Raw genomic sequence first — 25,352 nt, 5'->3', positions numbered from 1 at the left:
TGATCGAAGCCTCAAAAAATAAATTGAACAAATTTCGCCGTTTTGTTCAATATTCAGAAACAGATACGGAGAGGCACTTCATGGACACCCTGACGCGCATTCGCGCCTTTATCGACGTGGTGGAAGCGGAGGGCTTTTCCGCAGCGGCACGCAAGACCGGCCGGTCGAAGGCCCTGCTCTCCAAATATGTCCGTGAGCTGGAGGACGAACTCGGTGCTCTCCTCCTCAACCGCACCACTCGGCAGTTTTCGCTGACTGAGGCAGGGCACACCTATTTCCGCACGGCTTCCGACATTTTGAAGGAGATCGACAACCTCGCCGACCTCGTGCGCGAGAGCAACCAGCAGCTCAAGGGTCGCTTGCGAATCTCGGTGCCCCGCACCTTCGTCGACGCCGATGTCGGGCAATCACTGATAGACTTCGCGAAAGAGAACCCGAACCTTGCGCTCGAAATCTCCGCCGACGACCGCTTCGTCGATCTGATCGAGGAAGGCTTCGATGTCGCGATCCGCGTCACCAAGCTGGAGGACTCGGGCATGATCGCGCGAAAAATCTCCGATTTCCGCACACACGTCTGCGTGACCAAGGAATTTCTCGAGCGCTATCCGAACCTCGTTCATCCGAACGATCTGGCGAATGTGCCCTTCATCATCGACACCAACAACAGGTCACAGAACAGCATCCGATTCTACAATCCGGACAGCAGCTCCTTCAATGTTACGATCAGCGGTCCGATCGAGGTCAACAGCCCGCATGCAACGCTCAGGGCAGCTCTCGCGGGCATCGGCGTTGCCATGGTCCCCGATTTCATCGGCCGCAAGGAGATCGAAAGCGGCGCGCTGCTCACCCTCTTCAACGACTATATCCCGACCGATCGCGGCATCTACGCCGTCTATCCTCACCGGCGCTATCTGCCGGCCAAGGTGCGCATCTTCGTCGACTACCTGTATAACTGGTTCCGCAAGCAGAGTTGAATTGATGTCTCGCCTTGCTGCGCCCTTCCGGGTGCATCGCAGCAAACGGTCCCAATTCTGTCTCATTTCCCGCCCAAAAAACGGGTCGATTCAAGGCTGGCGGTGCATATGGTTCGCATGAAAAAATCCACCCTCATCCTGGCCGGAAGCCTCTGCCTCGCGCCCGCTGCTGCGTTCGCCCATCCGCATATTTTCGTGGAGGCCCGGCTTGAGGTCGCGGCCAGTCCTGATGGCACGATCAAGGAGCTGCGCAACGTCTGGCGATTCGACGAGGTCTTCTCCTCGTCCGTGCTGATGGACTTCGACAAGAACACCAATTTGAAGCTCGACCCCGATGAGTTGAAGGAAGTCGGCAAGACCGTCCGCGATTCGCTGGTCGACTACGATTACTACGTCAACATGTCGGTCAACGGGAAGGTCATCAAGGTGAACAAGCCCGATGTCATCAATGTCGACTATAAGGACGGCCAGCTTCTGATGTTCTTCGCGGTCAAGCCGGCGGAGACCATGTCGATGAAGGGCAACCGCCTTTCCTTCGGCATTTACGACCCGACCCTCTATACATCCATCGATTTCCCGACCGACGGCGATCTTGTGACGATAGGCGATGCCTTCAAGGGCTGCACGCAGAAGGTGGTGCGGCCTGACCCGGATCAGGTGATCGCCGAAAACAAGACATCGCTGACGGATGCCTTCTTCAACGACCCGACCGGGACGACCATGTCGAAGCTCTTTGCAACACGGATCGATCTTCAATGCTGAAACGTCGTCATGCGGCCTTGCTGCCATCAGCGATCGTTGCCCTGCTTGCGGCCTGCAGCCTTGCGCATGCCACGGGTTCGCCGTTGGGTATCGGCACGGCGGAACCCAGCTTCCAGCCTATCGGCGGCCCCCTCGCCCCGATCTTCCTCTACATCAATTACGAACAGCAGGCCTTCTACCGCGCCCTGACCCTTTCGATCGAGGGCATGCGCCGTGACCCCAGGGAACTCTGGACGCTGATCGGCCTCTCCTTCGCCTACGGCATCTTTCATGCCGCCGGCCCCGGCCACGGCAAGGCGGTCATCTCGTCCTACATGGTGGCAAACGAGATCGAGCTGAAGCGCGGCATCGTGATCTCGTTCATCTCTGCTTTCCTGCAGGGGCTGGTCGCCGTGCTGGTGGTCGCCGCAGCCTATTTCGTGCTGCGCGGCTCCGGCATCACCATGACGCAGGCGACCAACACGATGGAAATCACCAGTTTCGTCATGGTGATCCTCTTTGGTGGCTGGCTGCTCTATCGCAAGCTCCGCTCGATGATCCGTGAAGCACCGCGCCGCGAATCGGTGCAGTTCGCAACATCGGCAGGACCGGTGAGCCTATCGCTGTTCGACGGAGCGCCGGACACACGCCGCAGCAATCAGATGTTCCGCGCAAGCGCGACCGCCCAGTCCAGCACGCAATATGTCTGCGACGCGCCAGAGCATGGCGCGTCAGCGGACGAGATATGCGCCACCTGCGGCCGCATGCATCTTCCCGATCCGTCCCTGCTGAAGGGTGAGAATTTCAGCGTTCGCGAAGCATGGTCGGCGATCGTGACAGTCGGCCTGCGCCCCTGCTCCGGCGCGCTGCTCGTCATGACCTTCTCGATGCTGAACAGCCTGATGCTCGGCGGCATTCTTTCCGTCATCGCCATGTCCGTCGGCACGGCGCTGACCGTTTCGTTGCTGGCGATCTTTGCGGTTGCCACCAAGGGCACGGCGATGCGGCTTGCCGGACCCGGGTCGATGCTCGCCACTTGGGTCGGAAATGCGATCGAGATACTGGGCGCGCTGCTCGTTATCGCGACCGGCGTCCTTCTGCTCGGCGCGTCGCTCCAAACCTAGTCTTGAGACCGGATCCTGGCCGTTACCGGTGGCGCCGCTGATACTGGGCGCGCAGCCAGAACACCAGGAAGAAGGCAAGGATGATGCAGATGCCGGCTCCCGCCGCGAGCCAGGGCGAAATCTCGCCGAGAGACAGAACGATCGTCGGCATCAGGTAGAGCACGGCCCCGGCGACAAGCAGAATGATGGCGGCGGCTATCGCCGACGAACGGTTGCTGCTTCCGGTCAAGAGACGAAATCCTTCGCCAACTCGGCACGAATGTCTTCCAGGCGCAGCTTCTGCCGACCCTCGCCATCAAAATTGTCGGGCGAAAGCCAGGCTTCGAAGGCTGCATTCAGCAGCGGCCATTCACTGTCGATCATCGAGAACCACGCGGTATCGCGGTTGGCGCCGCGAGAAATCACATGCTGCCGGAACACGCCCTCGAAGGTGAAGCCGTAGCGCCGCGCCGTCGTCTTGCTCGGCTCGTTCTCGTTGTGGCATTTCCACTCGTAGCGCCGGTAGCCGAGATCTTCGAAGACGTGCTTGGCCATCAGGTGGTGCACTTCCGTCGAAAGCGGCGAGCGCTTCATCGCGGGTCCGTGCGCCACCGAGCCCACTTCGACGACGCCGTTCTTCGGATCCGGGCGCATGTAGCTCGCCATGCCGACGATCTTGCCGCTGGCATTGTCGCGGAAGACAAGCGTCACGAAACTGGAAGCGACCCTTGCCTTCTGCAGCCATTGATCCAGCTCTTCGGCAGTCGCATAGTCTTCATTGGGGAAATATTTGAGCAGCGAATTGATCTCGGCAGCACCACCCAGCGCCTCCCAGAGACCCGCAAGGTGCTTCTCGCTGTCGTAGGGCTCGATCGTGACGTAACGGCCCTTCAGCGTCACCGGCTGCGGAGCAGGGCATCCCTTGAAATTTGCTAGATCGCGCATCGCGTTCCCCCAATGTCTGGAGAATTGGATTAGGCCAGCCGCCCGGGAAAGGCAACCAGCCTCAACGTCACGATGACAATCAGGCTTTCGCCGTCGTCACTGTCGCATCGATATGATCGACCAGGGCATCGGCAAGGCCGAGACGTCCGGCGAGAAGATCGAGATAGCCGCGCTCCGCCCGCGTATCAGGCTCGATAGCCAGTCGGGAGGCGGTGTAGATCTCGACACGCTGCTCCTCCGTCGTGGCCGCCGCGACAATGGCATCGATATCGACCGGATTGGCGAGCTCCCGGCCGATGAAGGCCTCCGCCTCGGCCCCAAGTCCTGCCTGCCCGATCTTGCCGAGGATCTGCCGGCGCTCGGCTTCATCGATATGACCGTCTGCCCGCGCCGCAGCGATCATCGCGCGCACCAGCGTCAGGGCAAAATCATTGCTCGCAATGGCGGGCGTGGTGCTGAACCCGGAATCGGAGGGCGGGGGCAGGAGTTGCGGCTGCTTTTGCGTTTCCGGCTGCGATTGCGGTTCTTCGCCGGCTTTGTAATTCCTGTATGCCTGATAGCCGAGGCCGGCGATGGCTGCGAGCCCGCCCAGCGTCAATGCATTGGTCGCAATACTCCTGCCGGTCTTGGTGCCAAGGAGCACGCCGGCAATGGCGCTTGTGGCAAGCGGATTGTCCCGTGCCAGATTGACGGCCTCGGTGGCCTTGTCGCGCACGGTCCCCTGCATGCCGGGCACCTGGGCTCCGAGAAACTGGTCCAGAAGCTTGCGAGCATCGATCATTCGTCATCCTCCCATCGGTTGCGCTAAATCCGAAGTAGGAAGGCCAGCGGTTAAATTCAAACCCGCTTAAAAACAAAGGCGCCCACGAACGATGGGCGCCTTGCTGTTATTTCGAAACCTGTAAACCTCAGGCCTTGAGCGCAGCAGCCTCGGCGGCGAGCTTGGTGATGCCGGCCCAGTCGCCGGCCTCAACCAGCTCCTTCGGCGCCACCCAGGAGCCGCCGACGCAGATGATGTTCGGCAGCGACAGATAGTCGCGTGCATTCTTCAGCGAAATGCCGCCGGTCGGGCAGAACAGCGTGCCTGCCAGCGGCGAGGACAGAGCCTTGAGATAGGCAGCGCCGCCGGCCTGCTCGGCGGGGAAGAATTTCAACACCTTGTAGCCCTCTTCGCGCAGCGCCATGACTTCGCTGGCGGTCGCAGCGCCCGGAAGCAGCGGCACATGCGAATCGCGCGCGACGTCCAGCAGTTCCTGCGTCGTGCCGGGGCTGACGATGAACTTGGAGCCTGCCTCGACAGCCGCTTCCCACTGGGCTGCATTGAGGATCGTGCCGGCGCCGACTTCGGCACCTTCGACTTCGTCGGCAACGGCGCGCACGGCATCGAGCGCTCCAGCAGTGCGCAGCGTGATCTCGATGGCCTTCAGGCCGCCGGCCACCAGCGCGCGCGCCAGCGGCACCGCCGACTTGGCATCTTCCACGATGAGAACCGGAACGACCGGCTGCAATTTCAGAATGGAAAGAAGCTTTTCGGTTTTCTCGCCCATGGTTTGCTGGCTCCTGAAACGATTGAAATTCAGAGTTCGATAACCCCCTCACACGGTCTTGTCGAGACAAAAGCTGATGACAGCAGACATCGGGTAGGAAATGCCAAAAACTTCGGCTAGTGTTATCGTTACGGATGCGAGGCGGAGCATTTCCATGGCAAAAGAGATCGAGCGCAAATTTCTGGTTCGCGACGATCGTTGGCGGAATTCTGTTTCCGAAGTCAAACACTTCCGGCAGGCCTACATCGCATCTATGGAGGACCGCAGTGTCAGGGTGCGGCTAGCCAACGAAGAGGTCGCGACCATCACCATCAAACTTGGCCGATCGCTGACGCGCGACGAGTTCGAGTACGACATCGCCGCTACTGACGCCAAGGAGTTGATGTGCGCCGCAATCGGCCTCGTCATTGAGAAAAAGCGTCATCTGGTACCCTACAAGGGTTTCACCTGGGAGGTCGACGTCTTCATGGGCGCGCATGAGGGCCTGATCATTGCCGAAGTGGAAATGAAATCCGAAGACGACAATCCCGAGCTTCCCGACTGGCTTGGCCAGGAGGTGACAGGTGAATATCGCTACTCGAACCAGGCGCTTGCCACGCAATACGGTCAAAACGACTATGAGCTTTAGAATTGAGCCGGGGGAAGCATTCACCCTCGCATTCCGGAACGCGGCGGCATCGCAGCTGCAGCATGCAATAACGACATTGGAAGAACGTCCGGACGGATCGCATGAAGCTGTCCATGCCTTCCGAAAGAACCTGAAGCGGGTGCGCTCGCTCTATCGTCTCGTCGCCCGGGCCGCTCCCGATTTCCGCAAGCGCGAGAATGAAAGGCTGCGCGATGCAGCCAAGGAGCTCTCCGCAATCCGCGATGCGACCGCCCTGATCGGAACAGCAAAATATCTCAGGGACAATGCCCGCGGCCCGGAAGAGGCGGAAGCGCTGGGCCGGATCGTCGCCGCATTGAAGACGCGCCGGGACTGGCTGGCCGAGGCGGAAAGCGGACTTGATCAGAAATTGCTGCATACGGCCGATATCCTGCGCGAGGCGATTGCAGCACTCGACGACGTTTCCTTCGACGACAGTCATCACAAGGTCGCCCGCATGCTTGCCAAGAGCTGGCGCAAGACGATGCGCCGGGCGCAGGCTGCCATCGGGGACTGCCACGGCGAGGCGTCCGCCGAGGCCTTTCACGAGTTGCGAAAGCGGACGCAGGACTATCGCCAGTACCAGGCCCTGCTGCACCATGCCTGGCCGAGCGCAATGAAGGCCAAGCGCACCGCTGGCAAGCAACTGGCCGATCTTCTCGGCCACGTCCACGACCTCGACGTCCTCTCTGGCTTGGTGGAAGCCGAACCGCAGCTCTTCTCCCGCAACGACGATCTTGCGCATCTGCTCGACGCCATCATTGCCCGCCAGCAGGAAACGCGCCGGCAGGCGCTGCTGCAGGCCGAGGCTGTCTTCGCGGACGATCCGGAGGCGGAATCCGAGCGCATCGAACTGCTCTGGGTGCTCGTCGGAAATTGATCTTCATGACCCCTTGACCTCAACTTATGTTGAGGTCTTAGCCTCTGCAATCGTGATGGACAACCACATTGCCGAGGACAAGATGACTGCAAACATTGCCCCGATGCCGCCTATATTGGGGGTTTACGAAACCCACCTCACCGTCTCCAGCCTGAAAACATCGATCAGTTTCTACCAGGAGGTCGTGGGCCTTGAACTGGCGGCGCGCTTCGAGGAGCGGCGCATCGCCTTCTTCTGGGTGGGAGGCAAGAAGACTGGCATGCTCGGCCTTTGGGAAACCGGAAGCGGGCCATTGCAGATGCGGCTCCACATCGCGTTGCACATGAGGAAAGACGACATTCTCCTTGCCCCGGCCCTCCTGAAAGCCCGCGGCGTCCAGCCTCTCGGTTTCCATGGCGAACCGGTGAGCGAGCCGATCGTCATCGGCTGGGTGCCGGCGCTGTCGCTCTATTTCAAGGACCCGGACGGGCATTCGATCGAACTCATCTGCGTTCTCGACGACGAGCCGGATGCGGCGTTCGGAATGCAGCCCTGGTCGACGTGGCGAGAGCGTCGAGGAATCACCGGTCAGCGGGTGTCTTTTCAGCGCGGGCTTTTGAAGAGAGCAAGCGCCAGGTCTGCGACATGATCGTGGACAGACCTGCGGTCGACGCCGGGAGAATCCGAAAAGAATTGCGGTTGTTCCTTGAGCCCCTTCTCCGTGGGCTCGGGAAGAAAGATATAGTGGCCGGCTCCGCTTATGGTTTCCAACTGAGCCCTGTCGATACGATCGCAAAGCCATTGCGAGCATTGTTTCACCGGCGCGATTTTATCCGATCCACCGGTTGCCACGAGGACCGGGCGATCTATTCGCCCAAGGCTTTCCTCATCGAAGCAGAGCACGGACCGGCCCGGCGCAAGCGGGAGAAAGGCCTTGAAGCGATCATCCCGATAAGAATGCGACACACGCGCCCAGGAGTCGCGAAATACCGTGCTGCTTTCGAGCAAAGCCGGAATCTCGTCCGCGACTGTAGGAAACTCCAGTGGGCCACGATTGGAGCCACGAAATGGATTGGCAGGATCGAACTGCGAAAACTTCGCTATCGCACCGGCAAGCAGGAGCGTGGTATAGGCTCCTGCCGAAAAGCCGCCCGTAAATATCCGGTCCATATCCACCTGCACTTGCAGCGCCTGCAGCCAATCCTGTGAATCAAGCAGCACGCTCAAATCCCTCGCCCGCTCCCACAGGCAAAGAAAACCCTCCGCGCGATAGGGCTCTGCCCCGGTATGCCCATGGTGGTTGACCGCAAGAACGACAAACCCGTTATCGGCCAGGTGATGGGCGAGCCACGCAAGGTTGCTCGCCGAACCACCGCTTCCATGCGACAGAAGGACCAGCGGATAGGGTTGCTCGGTTCGGTCGATCGCAGCATCGCGGGCAACGCACGGATTTGAAAACCATCCCTCCCTGGCGGGCTCGTCTTTCGGCGGTTCGCCCGCCGCCGGATACCAGGCCGCCCAGCCGAGCGGCCGCGGACCGGTCCCCTCCCAGTTGGGGCGATCCCCGTCGAATGCTGTTCCTTTTCGAAAACCAATCACTGTCACGACTATTTCCTCGGCAATGCGGCCGAGGCTAGCATGAGTCGGCCCGCGTGATGGAAGCCCCGTCGCCAAGCCCGCCACGGGCACATCGAGAAATCCCGATTGCACGAAAGGCTGACAAGCTGTATTTCCGGGCCCATGACAGACATCTTCAGTTCACCGGCGTCCACGACGAGCCCTTTTCTCGTCGCAGCCCTTTATCATTTCGTGTCCGTGCCGCGCTTCGAAAACCTGCGCGAGCCGTTGCAGGCGCTGTGCGACGAAAACGGCGTAAAGGGCACCTTGCTTCTGGCCCATGAGGGCATCAATGGCACGATTGCCGGTACGGATGCGGCCATCGGCACTCTCCTTTCCTTCCTGCGCGCCCAGCCGGAATTCGCCGGCCTTGAACACAAGGAAAGCCGGGCCTCGAAGATGCCCTTCGTGCGCATGAAGGTGAAGCTGAAGAAAGAGATCGTCACCATGGGCGTCGAGGACATCGACCCCAACAAGGTGGTCGGCACCTATGTCGCGGCCAAGGATTGGAACGCGCTGATTTCCGATCCCGACACGATCGTCATCGACACCCGCAACGATTACGAAACGGCAATCGGCGTCTTCAAGGGCGCGGTCGACCCGAAGACCAAGACATTCCGCGAATTTCCGGAATGGGTGAAGCAGAATCCCGGCCTGCACAACAAGCCGAAGATCGCCATGTACTGCACCGGCGGCATCCGCTGCGAAAAGGCGACGGCCTTCATGAAGGAGCAGGGTTTCGACGAGGTCTATCACCTCAAGGGCGGCATCCTGAAATATCTGGAAGAAGTGCCAGCGGAAGAAAGCCTCTGGGAGGGCGCCTGCTTCGTCTTCGACGAGCGCGTCTCCGTCGAGCACGGCCTGAAGGAAGGCAATCACAAGCTCTGCCACGCCTGCCGCAACCCGATCACGGCGGAAGAGATAACCTCGCCCTATTACGAGGAAGGCGTCTCCTGCAGCAATTGCTATCACGAGCGCTCCGACGAAGACCGCCACCGTTTCCGCGAACGCCAGAAGCAGGTGGCACTGGCAAAGAAGCGCGGCGAGCGGCATATCGGCAGCTGAGGCTGACGCAGTCCGCAGCTAACCGGCTCGCTCCTCGATTGCGCGGCGGAACCGCTCAAGGCTGGTCCTCAGCACGCCATCCTGCGCCGCCTCGTCCACCAATGCCGCTTGCGCTTCGTCAGTCTTGCCGGCAAGCGGCAGCCGCAGAAATGCTTCCTCGACAATATGCAGCGACATCGTGCTGAGGACATCGGTGAGTAGCGCCAGCACCAGATCGCCGCGATGCGAGGCATGGGCGAACATAAGGGGCTTGAACGGCACCTCATCGCGCGACACCAGCCAGTCAAGCGCATTCTTGAAGCCGCCGGGAATGCCATGGGCATATTCGGGACAGGACACGATCAATCCGTCCGCCGCCCGGATTTTCTCCGCCATCGCGATGACATCAGCAGGCGTCCGCTCTCCCTCATCGTCCGGATTGAAGATCGGTAGATCGCCGATTAGATCGCAGATCTCGATCGAAATGCTCTCGGGCGCATGATCGCGCAGCGCCTCCAACAGCCGGCGGCTCGTAGAGACGCGGCGCTGGCTACCGCAAAGGGCATAGAGGAAGAGGCTACGATCGGACATGGACCCTGTTTAGTCGGGGATGCCGAGTCGCACCATCGCTTTCCCGAGGCTCACGAAACAACGCGAGCCTCTTTGCGGGAAAAGGAAGGGCGGTTCTCACCCCGCCCTATGGTTCCCCTTCGGAAACTGGCTTGCCAGTTCGCGATACCATTTGCCGCTCTTCTTCACCGTGCGGACCTGCGTCTGGTAGTCGACATGGACGAGGCCGAAGCGCATGCGATAGCCTTCGGCCCATTCGAAATTGTCCATCAGGCTCCAGGCGAAATAGCCGCGCAGGGGGAAACCGTCCTTGATCAGGTCGGAGACGATGCCGAGATGCTCGACGTAATAGTCGAGGCGCGGCTGATCATCGACCTCTCCTTTGACGACGCCCATATTGTAGGCAGCGCCATTCTCGGTGATGTAGCCTTCCGGCAGATCGTAGCGGCGATAGAGGTCTTCGACGAGCAGCTTGAGGCCCGGCGCATAGATCTCCCAGCCGATATCGGTCTTGACGTCGCTGGCCGGCGGCGCTTCCTTGGTCCAGGGGAAATCGCCTGACTTGGAGGCGTCGTCATAGACGCGGTCCGGCTTGTAATAGTTCAGGCCCCACCAATCGAGCTTCTGGTTGATGATCTTCAGGTCGCCCTCTTCGACGACGGGCATGCGGTCGCCCAGCGCTTCGAGAAACTCCTTCGGATATTCACCCTTGAAAACAGGATCGAAGAAGGCGCCGTTGTGGAACTGATGCGCCCGCTCGACCGCTGCCTTGTCGGCCTCGCTGTCCGAGCCTGCGATGATCGACGAAGCATTGAGCACCAGCCCGACCGGAACCTTCGGCGCTTCCGCCCGGATCGCCTCGACGCCGAGGCCATGAGCCAGATTGACGTGATGCATGGCATAAAGCGCGGCCTGCATATTGCGCTCGCCCGGCGCATGCAGACCCCAGAGATGGCCAAGCCAGACGATGCACCAGGGCTCGTTGAAGGTCGCAACGGAATCAAGTCGGTCGCCGAGGCGCGCCATAACGGTCTTCGCATAACGCTGGTAGGCATAGGCCGTCGAGCGCGCCGTCCAGCCGCCCTCGCCGGCGAGCATCAGCGGCAGATCCCAGTGATAGAGCGTCGCAAAGGTCTTGATGCCGCGCGCCTTGCAGCCGTCGACCAGCCGGTCGTAAAAGTCGAGGCCCTTTTCGTTCACGGGGCCGGTGCCTTCAGGGATGATGCGCGGCCAGGCGATCGAGAAGCGATATGCTTCGACGCCCATCTCCTTGATCAGGTCGAGATCCTGTTCCAGCCGGTTATAGTGATCGCACGCAACGTCGCCATTGTCACGGTTATGGACACGTCCGGGCATGTTGCAGAAGGCGTCCCAGATGGACGGCTTGCGGCCATCGGCCTTGGACGCGCCCTCGATCTGGAAGGCGGCAGTCGCCACACCGAATGTGAAATCGCCCGGAAAACGATCGGCAAAGCTCTTTGGATCAATCATCTCGAGTCCCATCCTTGTTTGCACCCTGAGGCCAGATTTTGGGCAATGGTGTAGTCAAGCCAACCGCGATTGTACAGTATGGAAACGGCAAAACTGTAACGTTGCAGTAGATAGTTGTTTTTATATGAGGATTACGGCGGACAACCGATCGCGGCCTTCGACTTTGCCGGGGCGAAGGCTATAGTGCACCATCCGGATTCACGAAAGTTTGGTTCATGAAACGCGTTCCCACCGCCAACTGGTCAGAGAGTTTTCACTACAGCTTCCGCGACTGCCTCTATCCCTCCTCGCTGGAGGCCGTTTGCGTGACTGTGTCGCAAGCGTCCAGGATAAAGGTCCTGGGATCGCGGCATTCCTTCAACGGCATCGTCGACGGCGACGTGGCGCTGTCGCTGGCAGAAGTCCCGATCGATCCTGTCATCGAAGCGGATGGCAAGCACGTCACCGTCGGCGCGCATTCCACCTATGGCGAACTCGCCCTCTTCCTGCATGAGCATGGTCTCGCGATCCACAATCTCGCATCCCTGCCCCATATCTCGATCGCCGGCGCGATCGCCACAGCCACGCATGGTTCCGGTATCAGCAACGGCAATCTCGCCACCGCAATCTCAGGCATCGAATTCGTGACCGGCGATGGCAGTATCGTGAAAGCGAAGCGCGGCGATCCGGATTTCTCCGGCATGGTGGTGCATCTCGGCGCGCTCGGCGTCGTCACCCGCGTGACGCTGGATGTCCGGCCGGAATTCCAGGTAGCACAAACGGTTTACGAAGGTCTTGCCTGGGACAGCCTGCTGGCCAATCTCGACGGGATCATGGGTGCGGCATACAGCGTCAGCGTCTTCACGCAATGGGCCGAAAAGGCAGGCGCCATCTGGTTGAAGAGCACCGCACCGTCGGACGATCTGCCTGCAATGCTTCATGGCGCTCACCGCTCGACCGAGAAGCGTCACCCGATCATCGGGCTTGATCCGCGCAACGCCACCGATCAGCTGAGCGAATACGGCCGCTGGTCGGACCGGCTGCCGCATTTCAAGATGGGCTTCACACCCAGCAACGGTGAAGAGATACAGTCCGAATTCCATGTTCCGAGAGAGAAAGGAGCAGTGGCAATCGAGGCTCTGCTGTCGATCCGGGACAAATTTGCCCATCTGGTACAGGTCGTAGAATTCCGCACCACCGCCGCCGATGAACTATGGCTCAGCCCGCAATACCAACGCGACACCCTATCGATCCATTTTACCTGGATCAAAGATCAGGAGGCGGTAAACGTCGCTGTCGGCCATGTCGAACAGGCGCTGTCGCCTTTCGATGCACTGCCGCACTGGGGAAAGGTCTTCACGCTCGGCAACATCGGCGCGCGCTACGAAAAGCTCGCCGATTTCGCGCGGCTGCGTGACCGCATGGATCCGCAGCGCAAATTCTCCAACCCGTGGCTGGAGAAGGTCGTCTTCGGGGCGTCCTAGTCTCGGCTCTACATGAATTGCTGACAAAGGGCTGATCGCTTGGGTCGAGCTGCAACCTCTCCGCTCGTCATCCTTGTCCTTGTGACATGGATCCAGCCGGCCCAAGTCCTTGGGTCGAAGAGGGTCTTCTCACGGCGCAGACGCGCCGTGGCTGGATTCCCGTGACAAGAACAGGAATGACGGAGGAAGATAGGGCGGGGACAGGCGGCCAACTTTCAGATCAGCACAAGGACGAATTCACGGCAGTTTCAAAAGCCTAAAGCCAGAATGGGAACGGATTTGCATCCGTTCCCATTTCCATTTTCATACCTCAAAGGTAGCCAGGGGAGGCTTCAGACCTTAACCCAGGCCCCATTGCGCTTCGAGGACGCCACGCAGGCCTCGACGAAGGCGACGCCCTTCACGCCGTCATCGACGGTGGGGTAGACGACAGCCGGATCGACGGCCTTGCCCTTCTTGGCGGCGTTGATGGCGCGTGCGGCTTCCGTATAGATCGTCGCAAAGGCTTCGAGATAGCCTTCCGGATGACCTGACGGAACGCGGCTGACGCGGGCGGCGGCGGCACCCGATCCGGCGCCATTGCGGGTGATCAGCCGCTTCGGCTCGCCGAACGGCGTGAACCAGAGGTAATTTGGGTCAGCCTGGACCCATTCGAGGCCGCCCTTGGTGCCATAGACGCGAACCTTAAGGCCGTTCTCATGGCCGGGCGCCACCTGGCTGCACCAGAGCAGACCCTTAGCCGGCTTTTCAGAACCCTTCGGCTTGAAGCGCAGCATGACATGGGCATTGTCGTCGAGACGGCGGCCTTCGACGAAGCTGTCCAGATCGGCGGCAAGGCTGTGGAGTTCCAGGCCGGAAACGAAGGCGCCGAGATTATAGGCATGGGTGCCGATATCGCCGGTCGAGCCGCCGACGCCCGATTGCGCTGGATCGGTGCGCCAGACGGCCTGTTTTGCGCCGGTCTGCTCGACGGCTTCCGTCAGCCAATCCTGCGGATACTCCGCCTGCACCAGCCGGATATCGCCAAGCTCGCCATTGGCGACCATTTCGCGGGCCTGACGGACCATGGGATAGCCGGTGTAATTATGCGTCAGGATGAAGAGCGCACCGCTTTCATCGGCGATCTTCTTCAGCTTCTTGGCATCGGCAAGATTGGAGGTCAGCGGCTTGTCGCAGATGACATGGATGCCGCGGCGCAGGAATTCCTTGGCAGCATCATAATGCACGTGGTTCGGCGTAACGATGGAAACAGCCTCGATGCCGTTCTTCAGCTTCGCCTCGCGGATCGCCATCTCGCGATAGCTGGAATAGGTGCGATCGGGAGCGAGCCCGAGGTCGCGACCGGACTGCATCGCCTTCTCGGCCGTGGACGACAGCGCGCCGGCGATGAGCTCATACTGGTCGTCGATGCGTGCAGCAATGCGGTGCACCGCACCGATGAACGCGCCGGCCCCGCCGCCGACCATGCCGAGCCGGATGCGCGGCTCGCGCGCTTCTTCCGATGATCCTTCGATTGTCATTCTATCCTCCTCGAAAATATACTTGCTGGAAACAGGGCCCTCTCTGCCCAGCCGGGCATCTCCCCCACAAGGGGGAGAAGACTCGTGGCTTGCATTCGGCCCATTTGAAGCGCCGACGATGCGGCAACTTAGCCCCTCCCCCTTGTGGGGAGGGGTTGGGGAGGGGTCTTCTTAGAGCCCCAGCATCCGCCGGTTGGCCGCCTGATCCGTTCCGCCGGCCGCGAAATCGTCGAAGGCCTTTTCGGTGACGCGGATGATGTGTGCCTTGACGAATTCGGCACCTTCACGGGCACCGTCTTCCGGATGCTTCAGCGCGCATTCCCATTCGACCACGGCCCAGCCATCGAAATTATTCGCCGTCATCTTCGAGAAGACCGCGCCGAAATCGACCTGGCCATCACCCAGAGAGCGGAAGCGGCCGGCGCGCTCGACCCAGCCCTGATAGCCGCCATAGACGCCCTGCCGGCCGGTCGGGTTGAATTCCGCGTCCTTGACGTGGAACATCTTGATCCGGTCCTTGTAGATGTCGATGTTGTCGAGATAGTCGAGGCACTGCAGCACATAGTGAGAGGGGTCGTAGAGCATGTTGGCGCGCGGATGGTTCTTCACGCGCTCCAGGAACATCTCGAAGGTGATCCCGTCATGCAGGTCTTCGCCGGGATGAATTTCGTAGCAGACATCCACGCCGTTTTCGTCGGCATGATTGAGGATCGGCGTCCAGCGCTTGGCAAGCTCTTCGAAGGCGGTCTCGACGAGACCGGCCGGACGTTGCGGCCAGGGATAGATAAAGGGCCAGGCGAGCGCGCCGGAGAAGGTCGCATGCGCCTTGATGCCGAGGTGCTTGGAGGCTGTGATCGCCATCTTCACCTGCTCGACGGCCCATTCCTGCCGTGCCTTCGGATTGCCGCGCACTTCCGGCGCCGCAAAGCCGTCGAAGGCCTCGTCATAGGCCGGATGCACGGCAACGAGTTGGCCCTGCAGATGGGTGGAAAGCTCGGTCACTTCGACGCCGTTCTCGCGTGCCTTGCCGGCGAATTCGTCGCAATAGTCCTTGGAGCTGGCCGCCTTCTTGAGGTCGATCAGCTGGCTCGCCCAGGTCGGAACCTGCACGCCGACATAGCCGGCATCAGCCGCCCATTTGGTGATGGCGTCCCATGAGTTGAACGGGGCCGCATCGCCTGCGAATTGTCCGAGAAAGAGGCCGGGGCCCTTGATCGTTTTCATGTCAATTCCTCCCTGAATGACGAACGTAAACGTTTCCGATAGAGTTCTACCACGCAATTTGCTGTCGGCAAGTCGATTTCGGCCAAACAGCCAATCTGCCCCTGAGGGCGGAAATCAAAGGTGCCCGACTTAATCACGGCATGCCTGTGGCCGCAAGATGTACGTACCGCATTTCTCGCCTTCCCCTGCCCCTCTCGCGGCCGAACCGAAGCCTGACAACCGGGTCGGAACTCGTTTCGATGGACTTCCCGCCATGCCGTGATACTCTTTCCGGACCAGGAGGTTGGCGCATGACGCGGCGACTGGCAGCAATCTTGGATGCCGATGTTGTCGGCTTCTCCCGGCTGATGGGTTTCGACGAAGCCGGAACCTTTGCGACGTTGAGAGCCCACAATACCGAACTCATCGTGCCCGCAATCACCGAAAACCACGGGCGCGTCGTGAAATTTGTCGGCGACGGCACACTCGCGGAATTCGCCAGCGTCATCGACGCGCTGAAATGCGCGATGGACCTCCAAAGAGCACTGCATTTGCGCAACGAGAGCGTCGAGCCTGAGCGACGAATGCTCTGGCGCATCGGCGTCCATATCGGCGACATTCTGGCCGAAGGTGACGACATCTTCGGCGACGGCGTCAGCATCGCCGCGAAGCTGCAGCGGCTCGCGCCGCCGGGCGGGGTCTGCGTATCCCAGCAGGTTCGCGATCAGATCGGCTCGAAACTGGAATTCCACGCGACCGACTTCGGCAACCGCAGGCTCCACGATACCGACCATCCGGTGCGCATCTGGTGCTGGTCTCCACAGGGAGAGGAAATCGTCGCCTGCATGCTGTCCAATGCTCCGCTGCCGGTCCAGGACCGGCCGTCGATTGCGGTCCTGCCCTTTGTGAACAGATCGAACGTGGAAGGACAGGAACACTTTTCGGACGGCTTTACCGACGAGTTGATCGCAACGCTTGCCCATTGCCGCTGGCTGCTTGTGGCTGCCCGCAATTCGTCCTTCAGCTACAAGGGACGGTCGATCGATGCGCGAAAGGTCGCGGAAGACCTCGGCGTGAAATATGTGCTGGAAGGCAGCGTCAGGCGATCGGAGAGCAAGATCCGCATTACGGCGCAGCTGCTGAGCGGCAGCGACGGCACCCTGCTGTGGGCGGAACGCTACGATCGCACTCTGGCCGATATTTTCGACGTGCAGGACGAGATCGCCTCCGAGATCACCGGAACGATCGAGCCGGAACTCGGCGCGATCGAATTCGCAGCGCTTCGCGGGCGCTCGATCGTCGACATGACCGCCTGGGAGATCTACCTGAAGGGCCTGTGGCACCTCTACAAGTTCACGCGCGAGGAGCTGGAGATCGCCAAGGACCTGTTCGAGCAGGCAATCGGCATCGATCCCACATTTGCGCAGGCTCACGCACGATTGGCCTATGTCCATATTCAGCTTGGCTGGTACGGGCCGCTTGACGAACGGGCGGATCACATATGCGATGCGATCGATCTGGCCGAGCGCGCGATCGCGGTGGACCAGAAGGAACCGGCCGCGCATCTGGCCCTTGGCCGGGCGCTTGCGCTTGACGGCGCGATCGAAGCCGGGATCGCCCATCTTCGCACCGCGATAAAACTGGATCACAGCTTCGCCCAGGCGCACTTCGCGCTGGGTCAGGCCATGTGCTACGCCGAGCGGCCTGAAGAGGGCATACCTGAAATCAGGGAGGCGTTTCGGCTGAGCCCGCGTGACCCGCATATGTGGACTTTCCATAACATGCTCGCGCTCGCGCATTATCAACTGAACAGCATGGACGAGGCGGCCGAGGCGGCGCGCGCATCGCTGCGTTCTCCGAATGTCACATTCTGGCCGGCACTCGTCCTGACGGCGATCCTGGGCCGGCAGGGAAAGATCGACGAGGCCCGAGAGACGATTGCAAGGCTACAGCGTTTCCGCCCCGGAATGACCCTCGCGCAGGCGCGGGCGGAATTCTTCTTCGGCGATCACCCCGTGATGACGGAGGCCTTCGTCGACCAGTTCGTTGCGGACCTCGCAAAGGCCGGCCTGCAGGGATAGCCGCAAACAGAAAACGCCCGTCCTTTCGGACGGGCGCCTTGGAATGCAGACGGATCAGAACGGTGAATCCGGGAAGTAGAAGTCCTTGGCATTATCCTTTGTGACGAGCGTCGCATCGAGGATGTAGTTGCCGCGAACCGGAACCTGATCATAGAGCGAAGCAGCGGTCAGCTGCATTGCCGTGCCGACCATTGCCGGCGGATAGAGAACGTCGACCGGGATCAGCTTGTCGCCGTCCATGACCTTCTTGACCATGTCTTTCGAGCCGGCGCCGGCGACGACATACTTGATGTCGGTCCGCTTGGCCTGATCGATCGCCTGCAGCACGCCGACGGCCATGTCGTCGTCCTGGCACCAGACCACATCAATCTTCGGATACTTGGTCAGGTAGTCTTGCATGACCTTGAAGGCGTCGTCGCGGTTCCAGTTGCCGTACTGGCGATCGAGAACCTTGACGTTGGAGCCGGCAATGCCCTTGTCGAAGCCGTCCTGGCGCTGCTGGTCGATCGGGATCGGCAGACCGCGGATGACGACGACCTGTGCGTCCGGCGTGTTGTCCTTGATGTACTTGCCGGCGACTTCGCCGAGCGCCGGATTGTTGCCGGCCACATAGAGGTCACGAACGGAGTTGTCGTTGTTGCTCGGCGCACGGTCGACGAGTGCCACGAACTTGCCCTTGTCCTTGACTTCCTTGATCGCGTTGACGAGCGGATCCGGATCGGACGGCAGGATGACCAGCGCGTCGATGCCCTGGGTTTCCAGGTCCTGAACGGCGTTTGCCTGGCTCGCCGCATCCGGCGAGGTCTTGACGATGACGTTCAGACCCGGATGCTCAGCCATCAAGAGCTTGGCGACGCGATTGGCATGAAACACGACGCCCGATGTCCAGCCGTGGTCTGCAGCCGGAATGGACACGCCGATCGTGAACTTCTTGTCTTCGGCGTGAGCGGCGCCGGCAAGCGTTACCGCCGCCACCGCCAGACCTAACATAAGTTTGCGCATACTACTCTCCTCCCAAAAAACGTCAGGGACTTCTCCATATCCAGACCGCGCCGCCCCGATAGCCCGGCCAATTTCAATCAAGCCAATTCAGTCAAGCCAATTCAGTCAGGCCAATTCAGTCAGGCCCGGTTAAACTCAGCTTTTGCGCACCAGCGAGCGCTGAACCAGCATGGCTATGATGATGATCGCGCCCTGGATCGCCCCGATCAGGTATTCGCTGATGAAATTCGAAAGCAGCATGATATTGCCGACGAGTTCGAGGATGAAGGCGCCGCAGATCGTGCCCCAGACACGGCCGGCCCCACCCTTGAGCGCCGTGCCGCCGACGACGACGGCGGTAATCGCCTGCAGCTCCCACAGGATGCCCGTCGTCGCCGAGGTCGACCCCAGGCGCGGCACGTAGAGCAGGACGGCGATCGCGACACAGAGGCCCTGGATCACGAAGGCGATCGTCCGCACGCGGTTGACGGCGATGCCGGAATAGCGCGCCACATCGCTGTTCGACCCGACAGCAACGACATGGCGGCCATAGCGGGTGCGGTAGAGAATGAAGGCGGCAACGGCGGTCACAGCCAGAATCACGACGATCGGGATCGGTACGCCGGCGATGCTGCCGAAATAGGCCGGACGATAGAGATTCTGGATTTCCGAGGAACGCAAGGTGATCGCCCCGCCCTGCGACAACCATGTCGTCAAGCCGCGAAAGATGCCCATCGTGCCAAGCGTCGCGATAAAAGGCTCGATCCGGCCCACCGTGGTGATCAGCCCGTTCGCAAGCCCGCAGAGCGAACCCGCGACAACGGTGAAGACAACAGCGGCGACCAGCATCATGACCGGATTTTGAATGACGCCGGAATTGATGAGAAGGATCATCAGGCTGGCGACGAAGGCCACCATGGAGCCGACGGAGAGATCGAGATCACCGGCCGAGATCACGAAGGTAGCGCCGACGGCAATGATCGCGATGAAAGCGCAGCGCGTGGCGACATTGGCAAGATTGGTGATGCCGATGAAATTCGGGTTGACCAGCGCTCCCACAATGAGGAGCAGAGCCAGGGCCGCAAAGGGCGCCACGGCACGCAGGTCGACATCCCGCCAGGATCTCCGTCGGATTTCCCTGGTCTCCTCGCTCGCACTCATTTCCAAAACCAACCTCCCGTCCCAAATTTGCTGGGATTCTTGACCCAATGCGCCGCCGTTTAGCGGTACGCGTCGCTCAACCTCAGGCCGCCTGCTTTTTCAGGCCTGCGGCATAACGCATGATTTCCTGTTCGGAGATTTCTTCTCCCTCGAGCACGCCGACGATCCGCCCCTCCCGCATCACGGCCACCCGCGTGCAAAGCCCGATGATCTCGGGCATTTCCGAAGACACGACGATGATCGACCGGCCATCGCGCGCCAGCGCCGAAATGAAATGATAGATCTGCTGCTTCGTGCCGACATCGATGCCGCGCGTCGGCTCATCGATGATGATAATGTCGGGCTCGGTCTCCATGACCTTGGCGAGAAGCAGCTTCTGCTGGTTTCCGCCCGACATGCGGCCCGCAACGATATTGCTGTCGCGAACGCGGATATCGAAGCGGCGCTTGGCCTTTGAAAGCGCCGCCGCCTCGCTGCCGGGACTGAGATAGCCGTGACGGGAATGCTGGCCGAGCGACTGCAGCGTCAGATTGGTCATCATGTTGGAGCGCAACAGCAGGCCCTTCGACTTGCGATCCTTGGTCATGTAGGCAAGGCCGCATTTGTTGGCCGCATGGACGTCACCTGACGGCACCGACGTCCCCTTGATGAACACCTCGCCGGCAGCGCGTGTCCTGAGGCCCGCGATCGCTTCCATGAGCTCGGTGCGGCCGGAGCCGATCATGCCGGAAAAGCCGATGATCTCGCCCTTGCGCACTTCGAAGCTCGCATCCTGGACATAACCCGTCGAAACACCGTCGACGCGAAGGACGACCTCTTCATCGACATTGGGCTCGGCCTTAGCCGGATAGAGGCTGGAAAGCTCGCGCCCGACCATAAGCTGGGCAATCGACTCCCCGTCCAGCATGGAAGTAGGCGCTGTCTTGACCCACTGCCCGTCGCGAAGGACCGTGACCCGATCCGTCAACTCCATCACCTCGTCCAGCTTGTGCGAGACGAAGACGAAACTCGTGCCCTGATCGCGCAGCTTGCGCACCTGCTTGAAGAGCATCTTGGTTTCTTCGCGCGACAGCACCGCCGTCGGCTCGTCCATGAAGACGACACGCGCGTCGCGGCTGATCGCCTTGGCGATTTCCACCATCTGCTTGTCGGCAATCGAAAGCGTGCTGATCAAGGCATTCTCATCGACATGCGAACCGAGCATGTCGAGAATCTTGCGCGCCTGCCCCCGCATGTATTTGCGATCGAGCACGCCGAACCGGGTGACTTCCCGCCCCAGAAACAGGCTCTCGGTCACGGTCAGATGTTCGGCGAGATTGAATTCCTGATGGATAATGACGATGCCCATCGCCTCCGCCGCGCCATTGGGCGGCAGAACCACCGGCTTGCCGTCGAGAATGATTTCGCCGGAGCTTGGCTGCTCGAAGCCGGAGAGCACCTTGACCAGGGTCGATTTTCCGGCACCATTCTCGCCCATCAGCGCATGGATTTCGCCGGCCCTGAGGTCGAAATTGACACTGAAAAGAACCTGCACGCCGCTGAAGGATTTGCAGATGCGCCGAGCCGACAGCACCACTGGCGCAGCGTCCACAGTCTCCACGGTCATGATGTCCTCCCCTGCGGCTCCCATCCGCTTCGAGACCATATGTAAACCTTTACATACCTCATGTAAAGGTTTACATCATTGATATACACAGATCCTGCGGAACCCGCCTTTGACCTGCCGGTCAGTCTGTGTAGTGTGCGGCGAGACAGCCAAGGCAGAGCGCAGTGTCGAATTCCACGCCCGCAACAATCGAAGACGTCGCTCGGATCGCCGAGGTTTCCATCGCGACCGTCTCGCGGGCTATCCACACGCCGGAAAAAGTCGCCAATTCCACTCGGCTGAAGGTCAACCAGGCGATTGCGATCACGGGATATACGACAAACGCCATGGCGCGCAGCCTCAGGCTCGGTCGCTCCAACATGATCCTCGTCGTCGCGCCCGATATCGGCGACCCCAACTTTTCCAATATTCTGGTGGGTCTCGAGAACGAGGCGCGTGCCCATGGCTACGGCATCCTGATCGGCCATACGCAGAACGACGCCCAGCGCGGCCTGGAATATCTGAAATTTTTCAATTCCAACCAGGCGGCCGGCCTGATCCTCTTCACTGGCATCCTGCCCTTCGGCCATCAGACGATGACCGCCCGCCTTCCGCCGAGCGTCGGCGTCTTCGAGCCCGTCTTCAACGGCGGCATACCCTATGTCGGCGTCGACGATATGGAGGGCGCCCGCAAGGCGGTCGACCTGCTGCTTGCCGAAGGCCACCGCAAGATCGCCTTCATCGGCGACAGCCGCACCCGCCTCGCCTATAGCCGCCGCCGCCAGGGATACGATGCCGGGCTGAACGCATCAGGTGTGCCGATGAATATGCGCATCGTGCTCGAAGGCGATGGCACGATCGAAAGCGGCAGGCACGCGGTCGAGCAGCTTTTCATGCGCGACACGCTGCCGACCGCCTTCATGTGCGTCAACGACCAGACGGCCATCGGCGTTATGATCGGCCTCGGCGCCCGCGGCTACGACATCCCCCGCGATTTCTCCGTGACCGGCTTCGACGACGTCCCCCAGGCCGTATTCATGTCCCCGCCGCTGACCACCATCCGCCAGCCCCGCACAATGATTGGCAAACACGCAATGGCCCTGCTGCTGGAACTGCTCTCTGACGGCCGCCCGGCCGAGACGGAAATTCTGCTTAGGCCGGATCTGGTGGTGCGGAACTCGGTCTCTGCGCCGGCGAAGGGGTGGGAGAAGCGGTAAGACCACGGACAGCGAGTAAGGCGATTACCGACAGGCGCCGATAGCCCGGCAATCTAACGCGCCGGCATAGCGTCCCATTTCTTCCTAAGCTCATCCTCAAGCGCGTCCAAGGCGCCGAAATCTTCGCCAAGTGCATCATAAGCGAGGCTCGATACGGCGGCCAAGGCGGCATATTGCCCGTCGAACTTTCCTATCTCTGCAATGATCCCCACGGCCTCATTCGCGGCTATCTTTCGGCCTTCTATGATACGGGCAGCGAATTCAACCAGTCGATCGACAAGTGGATGTTCAAAGTCTTGAGTCAGCAAGAACAGCAATTCGCGCTGCCTCTCGCGACTTAGCTCCGTTCGCCGAGAACGAGGCGGACACACGATTTCGTAAAAGATACAAAAGACGGCATTCACGGATATGGAGCGCGCTTCCTCAATGAGAGCGGCAGCGGCAGCCAAATTCGAATATGGAAATCGGCAGTCTATCGAATCTGCGAAAGCCTGCTCGCGCTTGACATTATCCACCTTTAGTTCTCCACCGGCCACGGGAAACAGACGTCGTAACGCCGGCTACAAATTGACACTCACTGGTCTGCAGCGGAGAGCACTACTTCCTTTTCGCCGCCGCTCCGGTGGGGACCAAAAACATCAGCAAATGGTATGCCCAAAAAACTGTTATCCTGGGAAGGGGTCGGAAAACAGATTTCCGGCCCCTCTCGACCTATTATCCCGGTCGCTCTTTACTGGCGACCGGCGGTCACGCCGCCGTCGACGGGAAGCACTGTGCCGGTGATCCATGAGGCTTGATCGGATGCGAGGAAGAGGATCGCATCGGCGACATCCTTCGCCTGACCATTGCGACCGAGCGGATGGAAGGCGTCGAACGTCGGAAGCACCTGCTTCACCTGCTCGGCGGACATGAAGGTATTGTAGACGGGCGTTTCAACGACCGCCGGTGCGACGGCATTGATACGGATCTTATAGGGCGCAAGTTCGATGGCGAGATTGCGCACCATGGCATGGACACCGGCATTTGCGGCTGAATAGGCGGCCGACGGCGTGGCGCCAATCGCCTGGATCGCCCACATCGAACCGGTCTGGACGATTGCGCCGCCTCTGTCCTTCATCGCCTTGGCGGCGGCCTGTGCGGTGAAGAACTTCCCCTTGAGGATCGTATCGAGATACCAGTCGTAATCGGCCTCGGTCAGTTCGATGAATGGCTTCGGATTGAAGACACCGGCATTGTTGACGAGAATGTCCAGCTTGCCGAAGCGAGAGACGGCGGCATCGACAAGCGCCTGGCCCGTCGCGGGATTGGCGATGTCGCCGGCCGAAACGATGACCTTCCTGCCTGTCGGATCGATTTCGCGCGCCGCCCCTTCGAGCTTGGCCGCGTCGCGGCCATTAATGGCGACCATCGCGCCTTCCGCCACGAATCGCGCCGCTGTTTCCCGACCGATACCCGAGCCGCCACCAGTAATGGCAACCACTTTTCCTTCAAAACGCATTGTGGGCTCCTTTGTTTATCTATCGATAGATAGATTGCGAAGACCTGTTTACCGATTGCGTTTCGCTTTGGCAATCTCTATCTATCGAAAGATAGAGAGGTGATTCAATGAGTGACATTGCAAATGCAATTCTGGATGCGGCGGAACGGCGGATCAGGGAGGCTGGCTACAGCGGCTTCAGCTTTCGGGAAATCGCAGCCGACGTCGGGGTGAAGAGCTCCAGCGTTCATTATCATTTTCCGACAAAGGAGCGGTTGGCGGCAGCCGTTGCGCGTCGCTACACGGATCGTTTCGCAGAGGCGGTTTCCGAAGCCGGCAAGGCCGGTCTGGCTCCGGCCGAATCCTGGCACCGCGTGTTTCGCAAGGCATTGGTGGAGGACGGCCGAATGTGCCTGTGCGGCGCGCTTGCCGCCGCAGCGAAAGACCTGCCGGAGGAAGTGCTTGCCGAGGCGAAGCGCTTTTTCCAGCGAGGTGTCGAGACGCTCGTCAATGCCGGTCTGTCGCAACGCGAGGCCATGAAGCTGTTGGCCAATCTGGAAGGCGCGATGCTTGTCGCCAATGCGCTTGGGGAGACCGCTATTTTCGACGAGGTCGCAGGCTGATCGGCCCGGACACGTCCCATATACCGAGGCCGGTCGGGCAGGCCGCCTTAAGTTAAAAAAAGAGCCGGGAAGCTCTCGCTCCCCGGCTCTCTTCAAAAGTCAAACCCGTAATCAAACGTAGCGGTTGACGACGTTTTCCAGCAGTTCCTGCTTGCCGGACTTCGGCTGCGGGTTGATGTCCCTGCTTTCGACCCAGTGGGCGATCTCGTCGAGCGAGTATTCGCCGCGCAGCAGCTTCTGGCTTTCGGCAGAATCCCAGCCGGCGTAGCGGTCTGCGAGCGGCTGCGACAAGGCCTTGTCCTCAATCATCTTTGCGGCAGCCTTCAGGCCGCGGGCGCAGCAATCCATCCCGCCGATATGGCCGATCAAAAGGTCTGCCGGATCGAGCGACTGGCGACGCAGCTTGGCGTCGAAGTTGGTGCCGCCGTTCTTGAAGCCGCCGCCTGCCAGAACGTGGTAGTAAGCCAGCGCCATTTCCGGAACGTTGTTCGGGAACTGGTCGGT

At 60.5% G+C, this 25,352-nt stretch carries 25 protein-coding genes and 1 pseudogene; 11 read left to right on the top strand and 15 right to left on the bottom strand.

The genetic code is table 11. The annotated features are described in order from the left end of the window. Window positions 1–80: 80 nt before the first annotated feature. From EV561_RS28035 to EV561_RS28025, 3 genes are all read left to right on the top strand, one after another. Window positions 81–974, top strand: a complete 894-nt coding sequence (locus tag EV561_RS28035) for a LysR family transcriptional regulator (RefSeq protein ID WP_132526661.1) — start codon at window positions 81–83, stop codon at window positions 972–974. Between the two features lie 117 nt (window positions 975–1,091). Then, window positions 1,092–1,736, top strand: coding sequence for a DUF1007 family protein (locus EV561_RS28030; RefSeq protein WP_132526659.1), 645 nt, complete (start codon window positions 1,092–1,094; stop codon window positions 1,734–1,736). Beyond that, window positions 1,730–2,839: a nickel/cobalt transporter gene (locus EV561_RS28025; protein ID WP_132526657.1), complete on the top strand. Its 1,110-nt coding sequence runs from the start codon at window positions 1,730–1,732 to the stop codon at window positions 2,837–2,839. The genes EV561_RS28030 and EV561_RS28025 overlap by 7 nt, the downstream gene beginning before the upstream one ends. 22 nt (window positions 2,840–2,861) lie before the next feature. Here the strand turns inward: EV561_RS28025 and EV561_RS28020 are convergent, their stop codons facing one another. From EV561_RS28020 to EV561_RS28005, 4 genes are all read right to left on the bottom strand, one after another. Further along, window positions 2,862–3,068: a hypothetical protein gene (locus tag EV561_RS28020; RefSeq protein WP_132526655.1), complete on the bottom strand. Its 207-nt coding sequence runs from the start codon at window positions 3,066–3,068 to the stop codon at window positions 2,862–2,864. Next, window positions 3,065–3,763: a GNAT family protein gene (locus tag EV561_RS28015; RefSeq protein ID WP_132526653.1), complete on the bottom strand. Its 699-nt coding sequence runs from the start codon at window positions 3,761–3,763 to the stop codon at window positions 3,065–3,067. The genes EV561_RS28020 and EV561_RS28015 overlap by 4 nt, the downstream gene beginning before the upstream one ends. A 79-nt stretch (window positions 3,764–3,842) precedes the next feature. Beyond that, complete coding sequence (locus EV561_RS28010; RefSeq protein ID WP_132526651.1) at window positions 3,843–4,544, bottom strand: tellurite resistance TerB family protein; 702 nt, start codon at window positions 4,542–4,544, stop codon at window positions 3,843–3,845. A gap of 127 nt (window positions 4,545–4,671) precedes the next feature. Continuing rightward, window positions 4,672–5,310: a 2-dehydro-3-deoxy-phosphogluconate aldolase gene (locus tag EV561_RS28005; protein ID WP_132526649.1), complete on the bottom strand. Its 639-nt coding sequence runs from the start codon at window positions 5,308–5,310 to the stop codon at window positions 4,672–4,674. 154 nt (window positions 5,311–5,464) lie between these two features. Here EV561_RS28005 and EV561_RS28000 point away from each other — a divergent pair, with 154 nt between their 5' ends. The 3 genes from EV561_RS28000 to EV561_RS27990 all read left to right on the top strand — a co-directional run bounded on the left by EV561_RS28000 (window position 5,465) and on the right by EV561_RS27990 (window position 7,464). Beyond that, window positions 5,465–5,938: a CYTH domain-containing protein gene (locus tag EV561_RS28000; protein ID WP_132526647.1), complete on the top strand. Its 474-nt coding sequence runs from the start codon at window positions 5,465–5,467 to the stop codon at window positions 5,936–5,938. Beyond that, on the top strand, window positions 5,928–6,836 hold the full coding sequence (locus tag EV561_RS27995) for a CHAD domain-containing protein (RefSeq protein ID WP_132526645.1): 909 nt from the start codon (window positions 5,928–5,930) through the stop codon (window positions 6,834–6,836). Before EV561_RS28000 ends, EV561_RS27995 begins: the two co-directional genes overlap by 11 nt. 82 nt (window positions 6,837–6,918) lie before the next feature. After that, window positions 6,919–7,464, top strand: a complete 546-nt coding sequence (locus tag EV561_RS27990; protein ID WP_132526643.1) for a VOC family protein — start codon at window positions 6,919–6,921, stop codon at window positions 7,462–7,464. Here the strand turns inward: EV561_RS27990 and EV561_RS27985 are convergent. Then, window positions 7,419–8,420, bottom strand: coding sequence for an alpha/beta hydrolase (locus EV561_RS27985; RefSeq protein ID WP_245512993.1), 1,002 nt, complete (start codon window positions 8,418–8,420; stop codon window positions 7,419–7,421). The two genes, EV561_RS27990 and EV561_RS27985, sit on opposite strands and share 46 nt — an antisense overlap. Window positions 8,421–8,555: 135 nt before the next feature. On the opposite strand from EV561_RS27985, the gene EV561_RS27980 reads away from it, so the two are divergent. Further along, window positions 8,556–9,497 carry a rhodanese-related sulfurtransferase gene (locus EV561_RS27980; RefSeq protein WP_132526641.1) on the top strand — a complete coding sequence of 314 codons (942 nt, stop codon included), beginning with the start codon at window positions 8,556–8,558 and terminating at the stop codon, window positions 9,495–9,497. Between the two features lie 18 nt (window positions 9,498–9,515). Here EV561_RS27980 and EV561_RS27975 read toward each other — a convergent pair whose 3' ends face one another. Beyond that, window positions 9,516–10,067: an NADPH-dependent FMN reductase gene (locus tag EV561_RS27975; protein WP_132526639.1), complete on the bottom strand. Its 552-nt coding sequence runs from the start codon at window positions 10,065–10,067 to the stop codon at window positions 9,516–9,518. Window positions 10,068–10,163: 96 nt separating this feature from the next. Beyond that, a complete protein-coding gene (locus EV561_RS27970) occupies window positions 10,164–11,537 on the bottom strand; it encodes a GH1 family beta-glucosidase (protein WP_132526637.1) in 1,374 nt (457 codons plus the stop codon). Window positions 11,538–11,752: 215 nt separating this feature from the next. Between EV561_RS27970 and EV561_RS27965 the strand changes: the two genes are divergently transcribed. Further along, window positions 11,753–13,000, top strand: coding sequence for a D-arabinono-1,4-lactone oxidase (locus tag EV561_RS27965; protein ID WP_132526635.1), 1,248 nt, complete (start codon window positions 11,753–11,755; stop codon window positions 12,998–13,000). A 332-nt stretch (window positions 13,001–13,332) separates the two neighbouring features. Here the strand turns inward: EV561_RS27965 and EV561_RS27960 are convergent, their stop codons facing one another. Together EV561_RS27960 and EV561_RS27955 are read right to left on the bottom strand one after the other, a co-directional pair. Beyond that, on the bottom strand, window positions 13,333–14,520 hold the full coding sequence (locus EV561_RS27960) for a Gfo/Idh/MocA family oxidoreductase (protein ID WP_132526633.1): 1,188 nt from the start codon (window positions 14,518–14,520) through the stop codon (window positions 13,333–13,335). 171 nt (window positions 14,521–14,691) lie between these two features. After that, window positions 14,692–15,744 carry a sugar phosphate isomerase/epimerase gene (locus tag EV561_RS27955; RefSeq protein WP_132526631.1) on the bottom strand — a complete coding sequence of 351 codons (1,053 nt, stop codon included), beginning with the start codon at window positions 15,742–15,744 and terminating at the stop codon, window positions 14,692–14,694. 290 nt (window positions 15,745–16,034) lie between these two features. Between EV561_RS27955 and EV561_RS27950 the strand changes: the two genes are divergently transcribed. After that, window positions 16,035–17,804 carry a tetratricopeptide repeat protein gene (locus tag EV561_RS27950; RefSeq protein ID WP_132526629.1) on the top strand — a complete coding sequence of 590 codons (1,770 nt, stop codon included), beginning with the start codon at window positions 16,035–16,037 and terminating at the stop codon, window positions 17,802–17,804. A 54-nt stretch (window positions 17,805–17,858) separates the two neighbouring features. On the opposite strand, the gene EV561_RS27945 is transcribed toward EV561_RS27950, so the two are convergent. From EV561_RS27945 to EV561_RS27935, 3 genes are all read right to left on the bottom strand, one after another. Continuing rightward, a complete protein-coding gene (locus EV561_RS27945) occupies window positions 17,859–18,806 on the bottom strand; it encodes a substrate-binding domain-containing protein (protein WP_132526627.1) in 948 nt (315 codons plus the stop codon). A gap of 135 nt (window positions 18,807–18,941) precedes the next feature. Continuing rightward, on the bottom strand, window positions 18,942–19,946 hold the full coding sequence (locus EV561_RS27940) for an ABC transporter permease (RefSeq protein WP_132526625.1): 1,005 nt from the start codon (window positions 19,944–19,946) through the stop codon (window positions 18,942–18,944). 82 nt (window positions 19,947–20,028) lie between these two features. Further along, window positions 20,029–21,552, bottom strand: a complete 1,524-nt coding sequence (locus EV561_RS27935; RefSeq protein WP_132526623.1) for a sugar ABC transporter ATP-binding protein — start codon at window positions 21,550–21,552, stop codon at window positions 20,029–20,031. A 164-nt stretch (window positions 21,553–21,716) separates the two neighbouring features. On the opposite strand from EV561_RS27935, the gene EV561_RS27930 reads away from it, so the two are divergent. Next, a complete protein-coding gene (locus tag EV561_RS27930; protein WP_132526621.1) occupies window positions 21,717–22,748 on the top strand; it encodes a LacI family DNA-binding transcriptional regulator in 1,032 nt (343 codons plus the stop codon). 53 nt (window positions 22,749–22,801) lie between these two features. On the opposite strand, the gene EV561_RS27925 is transcribed toward EV561_RS27930, so the two are convergent. Next, entirely contained in the window at window positions 22,802–23,263 is a 462-nt protein-coding gene (locus tag EV561_RS27925) for a hypothetical protein (protein WP_132526619.1), read from the bottom strand. 215 nt (window positions 23,264–23,478) lie between these two features. Next, window positions 23,479–24,246, bottom strand: coding sequence for an SDR family NAD(P)-dependent oxidoreductase (locus tag EV561_RS27920; protein WP_132526617.1), 768 nt, complete (start codon window positions 24,244–24,246; stop codon window positions 23,479–23,481). Window positions 24,247–24,353: 107 nt separating this feature from the next. On the opposite strand from EV561_RS27920, the gene EV561_RS27915 reads away from it, so the two are divergent. Next, a complete protein-coding gene (locus EV561_RS27915; protein WP_132526615.1) occupies window positions 24,354–24,848 on the top strand; it encodes a TetR/AcrR family transcriptional regulator in 495 nt (164 codons plus the stop codon). A gap of 111 nt (window positions 24,849–24,959) precedes the next feature. On the opposite strand, the pseudogene EV561_RS27910 reads toward EV561_RS27915, so the two are convergent. Further along, a pseudogene (locus tag EV561_RS27910) lies at window positions 24,960–25,352 on the bottom strand (xylose isomerase); the annotation flags it as partial.

Origin of the sequence: Rhizobium sp. BK376, from assembly GCF_004341625.1 — a bacterium.
In the GTDB taxonomy this organism is placed as follows: domain Bacteria; phylum Pseudomonadota; class Alphaproteobacteria; order Rhizobiales; family Rhizobiaceae; genus Rhizobium.
This window is presented reverse-complemented; position numbering and strand designations above follow the sequence as displayed.

What these genes read in the sequence shown, in the direction of transcription:
- EV561_RS28000 (WP_132526647.1), top strand. Translation starts at nt 5,465, where the DNA reads ATGGCAAAAGAGATCGAGCGCAAATTTCTGGTTCGCGACGATCGTTGG.
- EV561_RS28005 (WP_132526649.1), bottom strand. Translation starts at nt 5,310, where the DNA reads ATGGGCGAGAAAACCGAAAAGCTTCTTTCCATTCTGAAATTGCAGCCG.
- EV561_RS27915 (WP_132526615.1), top strand. Translation starts at nt 24,354, where the DNA reads ATGAGTGACATTGCAAATGCAATTCTGGATGCGGCGGAACGGCGGATC.
- EV561_RS27965 (WP_132526635.1), top strand. Translation starts at nt 11,753, where the DNA reads ATGAAACGCGTTCCCACCGCCAACTGGTCAGAGAGTTTTCACTACAGC.
- EV561_RS28015 (WP_132526653.1), bottom strand. Translation starts at nt 3,763, where the DNA reads ATGCGCGATCTAGCAAATTTCAAGGGATGCCCTGCTCCGCAGCCGGTG.
- EV561_RS27940 (WP_132526625.1), bottom strand. Translation starts at nt 19,946, where the DNA reads ATGAGTGCGAGCGAGGAGACCAGGGAAATCCGACGGAGATCCTGGCGG.
- EV561_RS28035 (WP_132526661.1), top strand. Translation starts at nt 81, where the DNA reads ATGGACACCCTGACGCGCATTCGCGCCTTTATCGACGTGGTGGAAGCG.
- EV561_RS27945 (WP_132526627.1), bottom strand. Translation starts at nt 18,806, where the DNA reads ATGCGCAAACTTATGTTAGGTCTGGCGGTGGCGGCGGTAACGCTTGCC.
- EV561_RS27955 (WP_132526631.1), bottom strand. Translation starts at nt 15,744, where the DNA reads ATGAAAACGATCAAGGGCCCCGGCCTCTTTCTCGGACAATTCGCAGGC.
- EV561_RS27960 (WP_132526633.1), bottom strand. Translation starts at nt 14,520, where the DNA reads ATGACAATCGAAGGATCATCGGAAGAAGCGCGCGAGCCGCGCATCCGG.
- EV561_RS27920 (WP_132526617.1), bottom strand. Translation starts at nt 24,246, where the DNA reads ATGCGTTTTGAAGGAAAAGTGGTTGCCATTACTGGTGGCGGCTCGGGT.
- EV561_RS27975 (WP_132526639.1), bottom strand. Translation starts at nt 10,067, where the DNA reads ATGTCCGATCGTAGCCTCTTCCTCTATGCCCTTTGCGGTAGCCAGCGC.
- EV561_RS28010 (WP_132526651.1), bottom strand. Translation starts at nt 4,544, where the DNA reads ATGATCGATGCTCGCAAGCTTCTGGACCAGTTTCTCGGAGCCCAGGTG.
- EV561_RS27990 (WP_132526643.1), top strand. Translation starts at nt 6,919, where the DNA reads ATGACTGCAAACATTGCCCCGATGCCGCCTATATTGGGGGTTTACGAA.
- EV561_RS28025 (WP_132526657.1), top strand. Translation starts at nt 1,730, where the DNA reads ATGCTGAAACGTCGTCATGCGGCCTTGCTGCCATCAGCGATCGTTGCC.
- EV561_RS27950 (WP_132526629.1), top strand. Translation starts at nt 16,035, where the DNA reads ATGACGCGGCGACTGGCAGCAATCTTGGATGCCGATGTTGTCGGCTTC.
- EV561_RS28030 (WP_132526659.1), top strand. Translation starts at nt 1,092, where the DNA reads ATGAAAAAATCCACCCTCATCCTGGCCGGAAGCCTCTGCCTCGCGCCC.
- EV561_RS27970 (WP_132526637.1), bottom strand. Translation starts at nt 11,537, where the DNA reads ATGATTGATCCAAAGAGCTTTGCCGATCGTTTTCCGGGCGATTTCACA.
- EV561_RS27935 (WP_132526623.1), bottom strand. Translation starts at nt 21,552, where the DNA reads ATGACCGTGGAGACTGTGGACGCTGCGCCAGTGGTGCTGTCGGCTCGG.
- EV561_RS27980 (WP_132526641.1), top strand. Translation starts at nt 8,556, where the DNA reads ATGACAGACATCTTCAGTTCACCGGCGTCCACGACGAGCCCTTTTCTC.
- EV561_RS27995 (WP_132526645.1), top strand. Translation starts at nt 5,928, where the DNA reads ATGAGCTTTAGAATTGAGCCGGGGGAAGCATTCACCCTCGCATTCCGG.